The organism is Streptomyces achromogenes, assembly GCF_030816715.1.
Taxonomy (GTDB): Bacteria; Actinomycetota; Actinomycetes; order Streptomycetales; family Streptomycetaceae; genus Streptomyces; species Streptomyces achromogenes_A.
Genome location: NZ_JAUSYH010000001.1, coordinates 3,418,505 through 3,430,261 on the forward strand (window position 1 = coordinate 3,418,505; position 11,757 = coordinate 3,430,261).

General features: G+C 69.2%; 14 protein-coding genes, 1 tRNA gene and 2 pseudogenes. 7 read left to right on the top strand and 10 right to left on the bottom strand.

Annotated elements, in window-relative coordinates:
- Positions 1-55: 55 nt before the first annotated feature.
- A complete protein-coding gene (locus QF032_RS15340; RefSeq protein WP_057574459.1) occupies positions 56-385 on the bottom strand; it encodes a DUF3618 domain-containing protein in 330 nt (109 codons plus the stop codon).
- A 93-nt stretch (positions 386-478) separates the two neighbouring features.
- Here QF032_RS15340 and bcp point away from each other — a divergent pair, with 93 nt between their 5' ends.
- From bcp to QF032_RS15355, 3 genes and pseudogenes are all read left to right on the top strand, one after another.
- Entirely contained in the window at positions 479-946 is a 468-nt protein-coding gene (gene bcp, locus QF032_RS15345; RefSeq protein WP_307056234.1) for a thioredoxin-dependent thiol peroxidase, read from the top strand.
- A gap of 67 nt (positions 947-1,013) precedes the next feature.
- A pseudogene (locus QF032_RS15350) lies at positions 1,014-1,295 on the top strand (HNH endonuclease); the annotation flags it as partial.
- Positions 1,295-1,377: transfer RNA gene (locus QF032_RS15355), tRNA-Leu, on the top strand. The pseudogene QF032_RS15350 and the gene QF032_RS15355, both read left to right, overlap by 1 nt.
- 55 nt (positions 1,378-1,432) lie before the next feature.
- On the opposite strand, the gene rdgB is transcribed toward QF032_RS15355, so the two are convergent.
- From rdgB to rph, 3 genes are all read right to left on the bottom strand, one after another.
- Positions 1,433-2,035 carry an RdgB/HAM1 family non-canonical purine NTP pyrophosphatase gene (gene rdgB / locus QF032_RS15360; RefSeq protein WP_307056235.1) on the bottom strand — a complete coding sequence of 201 codons (603 nt, stop codon included), beginning with the start codon at positions 2,033-2,035 and terminating at the stop codon, positions 1,433-1,435.
- A 37-nt stretch (positions 2,036-2,072) separates the two neighbouring features.
- Positions 2,073-2,489, bottom strand: a complete 417-nt coding sequence (locus tag QF032_RS15365; protein WP_307056236.1) for a hypothetical protein — start codon at positions 2,487-2,489, stop codon at positions 2,073-2,075.
- A 112-nt stretch (positions 2,490-2,601) separates the two neighbouring features.
- Positions 2,602-3,339: a ribonuclease PH gene (rph, locus tag QF032_RS15370; protein ID WP_307043318.1), complete on the bottom strand. Its 738-nt coding sequence runs from the start codon at positions 3,337-3,339 to the stop codon at positions 2,602-2,604.
- 351 nt (positions 3,340-3,690) lie between these two features.
- On the opposite strand from rph, the pseudogene QF032_RS15375 reads away from it, so the two are divergent.
- Positions 3,691-4,320: pseudogene (locus tag QF032_RS15375) on the top strand (RNA-guided endonuclease InsQ/TnpB family protein); the annotation flags it as partial.
- Between the two features lie 35 nt (positions 4,321-4,355).
- Here the strand turns inward: QF032_RS15375 and QF032_RS15380 are convergent.
- A complete protein-coding gene (locus QF032_RS15380; RefSeq protein ID WP_306952052.1) occupies positions 4,356-4,589 on the bottom strand; it encodes a PTS glucose/sucrose transporter subunit IIB in 234 nt (77 codons plus the stop codon).
- Positions 4,590-4,779: 190 nt separating this feature from the next.
- Between QF032_RS15380 and QF032_RS15385 the strand changes: the two genes are divergently transcribed.
- Both QF032_RS15385 and QF032_RS15390 read left to right on the top strand, forming a co-directional pair.
- Positions 4,780-6,078 carry a PTS transporter subunit EIIC gene (locus QF032_RS15385; protein ID WP_307043320.1) on the top strand — a complete coding sequence of 433 codons (1,299 nt, stop codon included), beginning with the start codon at positions 4,780-4,782 and terminating at the stop codon, positions 6,076-6,078.
- A 225-nt stretch (positions 6,079-6,303) separates the two neighbouring features.
- Positions 6,304-7,611, top strand: a complete 1,308-nt coding sequence (locus tag QF032_RS15390; protein ID WP_307043321.1) for a PTS transporter subunit EIIC — start codon at positions 6,304-6,306, stop codon at positions 7,609-7,611.
- Between the two features lie 88 nt (positions 7,612-7,699).
- Here the strand turns inward: QF032_RS15390 and QF032_RS15395 are convergent, their stop codons facing one another.
- Positions 7,700-8,452 carry an MBL fold metallo-hydrolase gene (locus QF032_RS15395; protein ID WP_306952049.1) on the bottom strand — a complete coding sequence of 251 codons (753 nt, stop codon included), beginning with the start codon at positions 8,450-8,452 and terminating at the stop codon, positions 7,700-7,702.
- Positions 8,453-8,712: 260 nt separating this feature from the next.
- On the opposite strand from QF032_RS15395, the gene QF032_RS15400 reads away from it, so the two are divergent.
- Positions 8,713-9,237, top strand: coding sequence for a type II toxin-antitoxin system PemK/MazF family toxin (locus tag QF032_RS15400; protein ID WP_307056237.1), 525 nt, complete (start codon positions 8,713-8,715; stop codon positions 9,235-9,237).
- Positions 9,238-9,450: 213 nt separating this feature from the next.
- Here QF032_RS15400 and QF032_RS15405 read toward each other — a convergent pair whose 3' ends face one another.
- The 4 genes from QF032_RS15405 to QF032_RS15420 form a co-directional block, all read right to left on the bottom strand.
- A complete protein-coding gene (locus QF032_RS15405) occupies positions 9,451-10,401 on the bottom strand; it encodes a PLP-dependent cysteine synthase family protein (protein ID WP_107443741.1) in 951 nt (316 codons plus the stop codon).
- Between the two features lie 16 nt (positions 10,402-10,417).
- Entirely contained in the window at positions 10,418-10,696 is a 279-nt protein-coding gene (locus tag QF032_RS15410; protein ID WP_057574449.1) for a MoaD/ThiS family protein, read from the bottom strand.
- 89 nt (positions 10,697-10,785) lie between these two features.
- A complete protein-coding gene (locus QF032_RS15415; protein ID WP_216825713.1) occupies positions 10,786-10,881 on the bottom strand; it encodes a winged helix-turn-helix domain-containing protein in 96 nt (31 codons plus the stop codon).
- A 177-nt stretch (positions 10,882-11,058) separates the two neighbouring features.
- Entirely contained in the window at positions 11,059-11,643 is a 585-nt protein-coding gene (locus QF032_RS15420; RefSeq protein ID WP_306952041.1) for an isochorismatase family protein, read from the bottom strand.
- Positions 11,644-11,757: the final 114 nt, after the last annotated feature.

The window sequence follows — 11,757 nt, forward strand, 5'->3', positions numbered from 1 at the left end:
GCGGGGGCCGCGAAGAGGCCGAACGCCGGCACCCGAGCCGATCAGCCCGAGCCGATCAGCCCCTGCGGCGGCGCGGACCGAAGGCCAGCAGGCCCACGACCCCCACGACCACGAGCGCCACCGGCACCACCCGCTCCAGCCGCGGCGCGCCCTCCTCGTCCACGAACTGCGCCTTCACGTCACTCACCACCCGGTTCACCTGCACATACGCCCGGCCGAGGGTGTGATCGACGTTGGCGACGACCTTGGCCTTGACGTCCCCGACAATGGTCTTCGGGTGCACCCGCACCCCGATCTCGTCCAGCGTCTCCGCCAGCACCTCGCGACGGGCCCTGATGTCCGCCTCGATCTGCGCCGGGGTCCTGGTGTCCGACGTCTCCGCCACGGTCAGCCTCCGAAGTCACCTGGGTCCTGTTCCGGACAGTCTGTCAGCTCCACCCTCGCCCGCACCGCCAGGACCCCCGGTTACGCTGGACCGATGAGCGAGCGACTGCAGCCCGGGGACGTGGCCCCCGCCTTCACCCTCTCCGACGCCGACGGCAACCTGGTGTCCCTGTCGGACCACAAGGGCCGCAAGGTCATCGTCTACTTCTACCCGGCCGCCCTGACCCCCGGCTGCACGAAGCAGGCCTGCGACTTCACCGACAACCTCGACCTCCTGACCGCCGCGGGCTACGACGTCCTCGGCATCTCCCCGGACAGCCCCGAGAAGCTGGGCAAGTTCCGCGACAAGGAGTCCCTGAAGGTCACCCTCCTGGCCGACCCCGAGAAGACCGCCCTCGACGCGTACGGCGCGTTCGGCGAGAAGAAGAACTACGGCAAGACGTACATGGGCGTCATCCGCTCCACGATCGTGGTGGACGAGGAGGGCAAGGTCGAACACGCCCTCTACAACGTCCGCGCCACCGGCCACGTCGCCAAGATCATCAAGGACCTGGGCATCTGACACCCCTCCCCGCAGACAGACGGCCCGCATCGGAACACCCCGACGCGGGCCGCTTCACGTTTCGCGCGTGACTGTCCAGCACGAAGGCAAGCGTCGAACCTCGGCCAAACGCCTACGCCGAGCACTCGGCGCGATCGGCGTACCCGAACAATGCGCCCGGTGCGGAACCCACCCCGAGTGGCTCGGCGAGCCCATGACCTTGGAGGTCGATCACATCAACGGGGACCGGAGCGACGATCGACGGGAGAATCTGCGGTTGCCGTGCCCCAACTGCCACGCCCCCACCAGCACCTGGTGCAGGGGAGGCAGAAGTCGGGAAGCAACTCCCGGTACGATGACAGACGGCTAGCGGCGGTGGTGCAATGGCGACACAGCAGACTTAGGATCTGTGACCCCGACGGGGTTTGAGGGTTCGAATCCCTTCCGCCGCACATAAACGGCCTGTGAATCGAAAGAATGATTCACAGGCCGTTTCTGCGGGCAGCCTCAGCCCAGCAACTCCCGTACCGCCGGTACCAGCCCTCGGAACGCCTTGCCTCGGTGACTGATCGCGTTCTTCTCCTCCGCCGTCAGTTCCGCGCACGTGCGCGTCTCGCCGTCGGGCTGGAGGATCGGGTCGTAGCCGAAGCCGTTCGTGCCCGTGGGCGCGAAGCGCAGGACGCCCGTCAGCCGGCCCTCGACCACCCGTTCCCGCCCGTCCGGCAGGGCCAACGCCGCCGCGCAGGCGAAGTGGGCGCCGCGGTGTTCGTCCGCGATGTCGGACAGCTGGGCCAGGAGGAGGTCGAGGTTGGCCTTGTCGTCGCCGTGTGTGCCGCACCAGCGGGCGGAGAAGATGCCGGGGGCGCCGTTGAGGACGTCCACGCACAGGCCGGAGTCGTCGGCGACGGCCGGGTGGCCGGTGGCCCGGGCGAGGGCGTGGGCCTTGAGGAGGGCGTTCTCGGCGAAGGTGACGCCGGTTTCCCTGACGTCGGGGATGTCGGGGTAGGCGTCCGCGCCGACGAGGTCGTGGGGCAGACCTGCGTCGGCGAGGATCGACCTGAGTTCGGTGATCTTTCCGGCGTTGCGGGTGGCGAGGATCAGGCGGGTCATGTCCACCAGTATCCCGGCCGCCCCGGCCGGTCCGGTCCTACGGGGTGCAGACCTTCGTCAGTTCGCCGGCCGCGTCGGTGACGGGGCTGACGTCGGGGGTCCTGTCGCCGTTCTCGACGGCGGTGCGGACGTTCGCGACGGCTTTCCGGAGGTCGTCGACGGCCTTGTCGACGTCGGCGTTGTCCGTCTTGTCGCCTATCTTGTCGAGGTTGTTCTCGATGGAGGTCAGCGACTCCTGCGTCTGGGTCGGGTCGTTCGCGGCGTTCTCCACGGCCTGCTGGAGGTCGGTGACGCTGTCGGCGATCGAGTCCGCGGTCTGGACGCAGTCGAGGGCCTTGTTGACCGCGTCGCAGCCGGTGGCCGTCAGTCCCAGGGTGAGGGCGACGGCCGCCGTGGTGGCGGCGATGACGGTTCGGCGACGCCGGAGTGGGCGTCGGCTCGCGGCCGTGGACATAACTTGTGTTCCTCCCCTTGCCAGGCCCAGGAGGCCCCCGTCGGTGTACTGGCCTAGACGCGACGGCGGGCGGACCGGTTGCCCGTGTCCGCCACCGTTCTTGGTGTTCCCTTTACTTTTCGAGGACGGTATCAAGTGCCGTGCGCTGCAGCGCGGTCAGTTCGGCGCAGCCGGAAACGGCGAGGTCGAGCAGGGAGTTGAGTTCGTCGCGGGCGAACGGCTCGGCCTCGGCGGTGCCCTGGACCTCGACGAAGCGGCCGTCGCCGGTGCAGACGACGTTCATGTCGGTCTCGGCGCGGACGTCCTCCTCGTAGCGGAGGTCGAGGAGCGGGATGCCGCCGACGATGCCGACGGAGACGGCGGACACGGTGCCGGTGAGGGGCTGGCGGCCTGCCTTGATCAGCTTCTTGCCCTGGGCCCAGGAGACGGCGTCGGCGAGGGCGACGTACGCGCCGGTGATGGCGGCGGTGCGGGTGCCGCCGTCGGCCTGGAGGACGTCGCAGTCGAGGACGATGGTGTTCTCGCCGAGGGCCTTGTAGTCGATGACGGCGCGCAGGGAGCGGCCGATGAGGCGGGAGATCTCGTGGGTGCGGCCGCCGATCTTGCCGCGGACGGATTCGCGGTCGCCGCGGGTGTTGGTGGCGCGGGGGAGCATGGAGTATTCGGCGGTGACCCAGCCTTCGCCGCTGCCTTTGCGCCAGCGGGGGACGCCTTCGGTGACGGTGGCGGTGCAGAAGACCTTGGTGTCGCCGAAGGAGACGAGGACGGAGCCTTCGGCGTGCTTGCTCCAGCCGCGTTCGATGGTGACGGGGCGGAGCTGTTCGGGGGTGCGGCCGTCGATGCGAGACATGGCGCTGAGCCTAGCCGTACCGCGAAGGGGCTCCTCCCGTGGTGGGTGGAGCCTGCCCCCGGGAAGCCAGCCGCTGGGTGTGAGCGCTGGGCTCACCTGTTTCTTGCGAGAAGGCCCGGCGTTCACGCCGGGGAGGAATCGCATCCGGGTGTCGTGTCGCGGAGCGTCGCCTTATCAGGTTCAGGGCGCGGAGTGCCCGTGCCGTCGTAGCCATCGCCAAGGCGATGCGAACGCGTGTACCCATGATCACCGGTCGGGGTGATGGCTGGTGATTCGGGGGCGTTTGTGCGGCTGTCGTACGTATGGTCTTTCGGAGGGTTCGGGACGGCACGGCGTCCCGGCCGTCCCTGCCGCGTACTCGGCGTCGACTGGGGTGTGAAGGAGACCGCGACCACCACATCCGATGCCCACGACCTCCCCCATCCCGGGCATGGCAGGAAGGCCCAGACGAAGCTGACGCGGTACGACCGGATGATGGCCCGCCGTAGACCGAAGAAAGGCCGGCCCGCATCGACGGGCTACCGCGAGGCGAAGAGACTGCGGGCGAAGGCACACAAGAAGGTTGCCAGGCAGCGTGAGGACACCGGCCGCAAGTGGGCCGAGAAGGTCGTCCGCGACCACCACGCCATCGCTGTCGAGGACTTCCGTCCCAGGTTCCTCGCCAAGGGCACCATGGCCCGCAAGGCCGCTGACGCCGCCATCGGCGCCACCAAGGCCGCGCTGATCGAGATGGGCCGCAAACACGGGCGGGACATCCGTCTCGTCCATCCCGCGCACACCACGAGGGACTGCGCGCACTGCGATGCGAGAGCCAAGCATCGCCTGCCGCTGGGTGAGCGCATTTACACCTGCACCGCGTGCGGAAACACGTCCCCACGGGACAAGAACTCCGCACACGTCCGGCTCGTCCGGGCTGGTCTCAACCCGGCTGGCGCCGATGGTGCCAGACCTCCTGGAGCACTGCTCCAGGAGGCGGCCTGAGCCGGGAATCCCCTTCCCTTCAGGGAGGGGAGGATTCAAATCATGTCTTCGATCTCCGCTGCGATGGGGTCGGCGTCGGTGCCGATGACGACCTGGATGGCGGTGCCCATCTTGACGACGCCGTGGGCGCCGGCGGCCTTCAGGGCGGCTTCGTCGACGAGTGAGGCGTCGCTGACCTCGGTGCGCAGGCGGGTGATGCAGCCTTCGATCTCTTCGATGTTGTCGAGCCCGCCGAGTCCGGCGACGATCTTCTCAGCCTTGGTGGCCATGTTCGGTCTCCCTGAATTCCCTGGTGCCGGCCGTGATTGCGTGTCGGACCGCTGGTGGCAGTAACCCACAGTCGGCCCAACTTCGCGAGCGATTGTGTCGGGTGTAGCGAAGGATGACGTCAGTGATGACGTCGCCGCAACCCAGTCGTCCGTAGCTGGTCTACACCACCTGACAGGCGGTCGCCAAACGATGAGTGCCGAGAGCGCCCGGTCCGAGGTCAGTCCTGCGCGCAGGCGCTGGCAGAGCGCGTTCCAGGGTCTGCAGAAGATGGGCCGGAGTCTGCAGTTGCCGATCGCGGTGCTGCCGGCCGCGGGCATCCTCAACCGGCTGGGTCAGCCTGATGTGTTCGGGGACGACGGGCTGGGCTGGACGGACGTGGCGAAGGTGATGGCGGGTGCGGGCGCGGCGCTGCTCGACGGCGCTCTCGGTCTTCCCCTGTTGTTCTGCATCGGTGTGGCGATCGGCATGGCGAAGAAGTCGGACGGTTCGACGGCGCTGGCGGCGGTGGCGGGATTCCTCGTCTACTACAACGTGTTGCGGCAGTTCCCGGAGGACTGTGCGCCGGGTTCGAAGGTGATCCCGAACATCGGGTGTCAGGCGACGGACAACACGGTGGGGGCGTTCGCGTACCAGAATCCGGGGGTGTTCGGCGGGATCGTGATGGGTCTGCTGACGGCGTTCTTCTGGCAGCGGTACCACCGGACGAAGCTGGTGGACTGGCTGGGGTTCTTCAACGGGCGGCGGCTGGTGCCGATCATCATGGCGTTCGTCGCGATCGCGTTCGCGGCGTTGTGTCTGTGGGTGTGGCCGCCGATCGGTGACGCTCTGGAGAACTTCAGCGACTGGCTGGACGGGCTGGACGCGTGGGGTGCGGGCATTTTCGGGGTGGCGAACCGGGCGTTGCTGGTGATCGGTCTGCATCAGTTCCTGAACGTGCCCATCTGGTTCCAGTTCGGGAGTTTCACGAAGCCGGACGGTTCGGTGGTGCACGGTGACATCAACATGTTCCTGGCGGGCGACCCGGACGCGGGGCAGTTCACCTCGGGCTTCTTCCCGATCATGATGTTCGCGTTGCCCGCGGCGGCGCTCGCGATCACGCACTGTGCGAGGCCGGGCCGCCGTAAGGAGGTCGGGGGGCTGATGCTGTCGGTCGCGTTGACTTCGTTCGTGACGGGCATCACCGAGCCGATCGAGTACTCGTTCCTGTTCGTGGCGCCGTTGTTGTATGCGGTGCATGCGGTGCTGACGGGTGTGTCGATGGCGGTGACGTGGGGGTTGGGGGTGCATGACGGGTTCAGTTTCTCGGCGGGGTTGATCGACTACGTCATCAACTGGAACCTGGCGACGCGGCCGTGGGCGATCGTCCTGATCGGTCTGTGTTTCGCGGCCGTCTATTACGTGATCTTCCGGTTCGCGATCACGAGGTTCGATCTGAAGACGCCGGGCCGGGAGCCGGAGGAGGAGCGGGAGGACGTCACGAAAGCCTGAGCGGAGGTCGGCGGCGTCGGTTGCGGTGCTGGGCGAAGGGCCCTCGGAACTTCGGTTCCGGGGGCCCTTCCCGTGCGCGGTGGGCGACGGAACGAACGTCCAAGATCCGGCACGGGGCGTAGTTCATCCGTTGCGTGTTTGACGGGTTCCTTATATCGCCACCATCGTGCTAGAACATGGTCTACACCACTGAGTGGTGTAGACCATCACCGATGGAGGAAGTCTATGAGCACCGCCACCGCGCCCACGGCGGCCCCTGCGAAGAAGTGGGGATCCGGCCTTTTCCAGGGCCTCCAGAAGGTCGGCCGAAGCCTTCAGCTGCCCATCGCCGTGCTGCCGGCGGCGGGTCTGCTGCTGCGGCTGGGCCAGCCGGACTCCCAGGAGCGGTTCCACATCCCGGCGGACGTGGCGAAGGTGTTCGCCGGGGCCGGCGGCGCCCTGCTGGACAGTTCCTTCGGGCTGCCCCTGCTGTTCTGCATAGGCGTGGCCATCGGCTTCGCCAAGAAGGCCGACGGTTCGACCGCGCTGGCCGCCGTGGTCGGCTTCCTCACCTACTACGCGGTGATCCACCAGTACCCGATCAAGGACGGCCACGAGGGCGCCGCCTATACGTCGACCGGCCTTTTCGGCGGCTTCTGGCAGAAGGGCAACGAAGCCGCGCAGACGGCGAGCTTCCAGAACCCGGGCGTACTCGGCGGCATCATCCTCGGTCTGCTGACCGCCGTGCTGTGGCAGCGCTACCACCGCAAGAGGCTCGTCGACTGGCTCGGCTTCTTCAACGGCCGCCGGCTCGTGCCGATCATGACCTCCGTCGTCGGCACCGCCCTCGGTGTGCTGGTCGTGCTGGGCTGGGAGCCCATCGGTGACGTCATCACCGACTTCGGCGAGTGGATGACCGGTCTCGGCTCCTTCGGCGCCGCGCTCTTCGGTCTCATCAACCGCGCGCTGATCCCGATCGGCATGCACCAGTTCGTGAACTCCGTCGCCTGGTTCCAGATCGGCGACTTCACCGACTCCGCCGGCACCGTCTTCCACGGTGACCTGCCGCGCTTCTTCGCTGGTGATCCGCACGCCGGTATGTTCATGACAGGCTTCTTCCCGATCATGATGTTCGGTCTCCCGGCCGCGGCCCTCGCCATCGCGCACTCCGCTCGTCCGGAGCGCCGCAAGGCCGTGCTGGGCATGATGATGTCGATGGCCCTGACGTCGTTCATCACCGGTGTCACCGAGCCGATCGAGTTCACCTTCATGTTCATCGCGCCGGTCCTCTACGCCATCCACGCGGTCCTCACCGCGATCTCGATGGCCGTGACGTGGGCGCTGGGCATACACATGGGCTTCAGCTTCTCGGCGGGCTTCATCGACGTGTTCATCAACTGGGGCATCTCCACCAAGCCCTGGCTGATGATCCCGGTCGGTCTGGTCTTCGGCGCGATCTACTACGTCGTCTTCCGCTTCGCGATCACCAAGTTCAACCTCCCCACCCCGGGCCGGGAGCCCGAGGAGGAGGTCGAGGACCTCACCAAGGCGTAGGCGGGAGAACCCCGTCCACGCGGACGCGACACGCGAAGACCCCCGGAGCCCTGAACCGCTCCGGGGGTCTTCGTCTGCGTGCGGGGGGTCAGATCTCGTACGTCTGCCGTGGCGCGGCCAGTTCCACCGGGCCGTCGAACACCGCGCGGGCGTCCTCGAGGTTGACCTGGGGGTCGGTCCACGGCGGGATGTGGGTCAGCACGAGCTTGCGCGCGCCCGCCCGGCTCGCCGTCTCGCCGGCCTCGCGCCCGTTGAGGTGCAGGTCGGGGATGTTCTCCTTGCCGTGGGTGAAGGCGGCCTCGCAGAGGAACAGGTCCGTGTCGCGGGCGAGTTCCAGCAGTGCGGGACTGACGCCGGTGTCGCCGGAGTACGTCAGCGATCTGCCGCCGTGTTCGACACGGATGCCGTAGGCCTCCACCGGGTGGGCGACCCGTTCCGTGTGCACGGTGAACGGGCCGATGTCGAAGGTGGACGGCTTGACCGTGTGGAAGTCGAAGACCTCGCTCATGGAGGAGGCCGAGGGGGTGTCGGCGTAGGCGGTGGTCAGGCGGTGCTCGGTGCCCTCGGGGCCGTAGACCGGGATGGGGTCGCAGCGCCCGCCGTCGTGCCGGTAGTAGCGCGCGACGAAGTACGCGCACATGTCGATGCAGTGGTCGGCGTGCAGATGGCTCAGGAAGATCGCGTCGAGGTCGTAGAGACCGCAGTGGCGCTGCAGCTCGCCCAGGGCGCCGTTGCCCATGTCGAGAAGCAGCCGGAAGCCGTCGGCCTCGACGAGGTAGCTCGAGCAGGCCGATTCCGCGGAGGGGAACGACCCCGAGCAGCCGACGACGGTGAGCTTCATAAAGCAGAAACCTCCGCTGGCGGGTAACCGGGAAGGGTCCGGGAGGGACCGTGAACGAATGATCGCCACATGGGGAAACAGGGGTCGTGCGGTTCGTCGAGCGTAAGGCGCAAAACCCCGGGTCGCTCCTCCGCCAGGGGCCGTTGTGGGCGAACTCACCTGTGCTGTCACCGGTTCGGCTGGACCAGGGGCGTGCAGGGTGCAGGAGGGGGCGCGCGTGGATGGTCGCGCGCTGGTGGGGCCGCCGGTAACGTCGTCGTATGGACACGTCCTGGTGGCTCGCGCTCGCCGCGGTGGTACTGCTGGCGCTGGTCGCCGCGCTCGTGGACGGCTGGGGTCGCGGGCGGCGTCCGCGGGGAGGCGGGACCCGGCCGCCGGGTCGGCCGAAGCGTCCGCCGACGGGACGGCCGGCGCGGGGGCGTGATCGCGCGGGGCGGCCGCAGCCGGCGGAGATCTGGTGGGCGAACGTGCCGTACGAGGACGGGCCGGAGCCGCGGGGGGCCGGGCGACGAGCGACGGCGGGAGACGGGCGGGCCAAGGACCGGCCGTGTCTGGTGCTGGCGGTGCGCGGCGACCGGGTGACGGTCGCGAAGATCACCAGTAAGTACCGTGACGAGCGGCCCGGGGTGATCCGGCTGCCGCCGGGCGCGGTCGGGGACGCGCAGGGGCGGCCGAGCTTCCTGGAGACGGAGGAGTTGCGCCAGGTCCGGGTGCGGGAGTTCCGGCGCCGGGTGGGGGTCGTGGACCCGGCCCTGTGGGACCAGGTCCGTCATCTGACCGCCTGAGCCGTGCCGTGACCTGGCCGGGTCCCCCGGGCCCTGGCCGGTACCCCGGTCCCCCGGGCCCGGTACGGCTCCCGGCGATCCCTCCGCGGCCTGCGGACCCGCGGCCGGTATGCCCAGGCGGCCCGCGGTCCCGGCACGGGCCTGCCCGCCTGCGGCCTGTATGCGCGTAGGCGGCCTGCCGCCCGCGGTCCCGCGCGGCTGCCGGCCTGCGGCCTACGCCCAGAGCTGGCCCTGGAGGGTCTCGATCGCCTCCTCCGTGGTGGCCGCGGTGTAGACGCCCGTCGACAGGTACTTCCAGCCGCCGTCCGCGACGACGAACGCGATGTCGGCGCTCTCCCCCGCCTTCAGCGCCTTGTTGCCGACGCCGATCGCAGCGTGCAGGGCGGCGCCGGTGGAGACGCCGGCGAAGATGCCCTCCTGCTGGAGGAGTTCCCGAGTGCGGGTGACGGCGTCGGCCGAGCCGACGGAGAAGCGGGTGGTGAGGACGGAGGCGTCGTACAACTCGGGCACGAAGCCCTCGTCGAGGTTGCGCAGGCCGTAGACGAGGTCGTCGTAGCGTGGCTCGGCGGCGACGATCTTCACGTCCGGCTTGTTCTCGCGGAGGAACCGGCCGACGCCCATCAGCGTGCCCGTCGTGCCGAGACCGGCGACGAAGTGGGTGATGGAGGGGAGGTCGGCGAGGATCTCCGGGCCGGTGGTGGCGTAGTGGGCGCCCGCGTTGTCGGGGTTGCCGTACTGGTAGAGCATCACCCAGTCGGGGTGCTCGGCGGCGAGTTCCTTGGCGACGCGCACGGCGGTGTTGGATCCGCCGGCGGCCGGGGAGGAGATGATCTCGGCGCCCCACATGGCGAGCAGGTCGCGGCGTTCCTGCGAGGTGTTCTCGGGCATCACGCAGACGATGCGGTAGCCCTTGAGCTTGGCCGCCATGGCGAGGGAGATGCCGGTGTTGCCGCTGGTGGGCTCGAGGATGGTGCAGCCGGGGGTGAGGCGGCCGTCCTTCTCGGCCTGTTCCACCATGTGCAGGGCGGGGCGGTCCTTGACGGAGCCGGTGGGGTTGCGGTCCTCGAGCTTCGCCCAGATGCGGACGTCGGCGGACGGCGAGAGCCGCGGCAGGCGCACCAGCGGGGTGTTGCCCACCGCGGCCAGCGGGGAGTCGTAACGCATGGGGTGCGGCGGCCGATCAGGCCATGCCGCCGGCGACGGCCGGCAGGATGGTCACGGTGTCGCCGTCGGTCAGCTTGGTGTCGATGCCGTCGACGAAGCGGACGTCCTCGTCGTTCAGGTACACGTTGACGAAGCGGCGCAGCTTGCCGTCGTCCACGATGCGGGCGTGGATGCCCGCATGCCGGGTCTCGAGGTCGGTGAACAGGTCGGCGAGGGTCTCACCGCTGCCCTCCACCGCCTTCTGACCGTCGGTGTACTGGCGGAGGATGGTGGGGATGCGGACCTCGATGGCCATGGCTGAGGGCTCCTGTCGGAAGGTGTGGGCAGCGCGGAAACGTGCGTGTGGGACGCCGCGGCTCACGGCCCACGGCGGCAGGGCCTGCGTCAACAGATGGCGCTGGCGAGCCTGCACAGGTCGACGTGCAGCCGCGCCACGAGCAGTGCGCCCGGCGTCTTGTCGCTCACGTCGTTCAGAACCATGGGCTCATCGTATCGATTCCCGGTCAGGTGTCCGGAGTGTGATCCCATATGGCGGACGGATTGTGTCCAGGCGGTGGGATTGCGCCGTTCGGGGCCTTCCCGCGGGGTCGGCCCGCTCGGCGGGTGCCGGGTTCGCCTCGGGCGGCCCGTCGCGGCCCGTCGCGGCGCGGGGGCAGGTCAGACGACGGGCTTTCCCGTCAGGTGGACGCCCGCCGCGCGCATGTCCTCCAGGGCCCGGTCGGTGGTGTCCTCGGCCACGCCGGCGGTGAGGGACAGCAGGACCTGGGTGCGGAAGCCCGCGCGGGCGGCGTCCAGGGCGGTGGCCCGCACGCAGTGGTCGGTGGCGATGCCGACGACGTCGACCTCGTCGATCTGCCGGTCGCGCAGCCAGTCGCCGAGGCCGACGCCGTTCTCGTCGGCGCCTTCGAAGCCGCTGTAGGCGGCGGAGTAGTCGCCTTTGGAGAAGACGGCGTCGACGGCGCCGGAGGCGACGGCCGGGGCGAAGTTGGGGTGGAAGCCGACGCCCTCGGTGCCGGCGACGCAGTGCGCGGGCCAGGAGTGGACGTAGTCGGGGTTGTCGGCGAAGTGGCCGCCGGGCGCGATGTGGTGGTCGCGGGTGGCTACGACGTGCCGGTACCCGGCGGGGGCCTGGCCGATCAGTTCGGTGATGGCGGCGGCCACGTCGGCGCCGCCGGCCACCGCGAGGCTGCCTCCCTCGCAGAAGTCGTTCTGCACGTCTACGACGATCAAGGCGCGGCGCATGGGCGGTGTCCTTCGGTGGGGGTCCACCGGTTCTTGCGAGCCGGAGGAGGGTGAAGTAATTGAGCCTAGAGACTTTGCCGGCGGTACGGGAGGGGGCGGGGGCGGGCCCGGCGC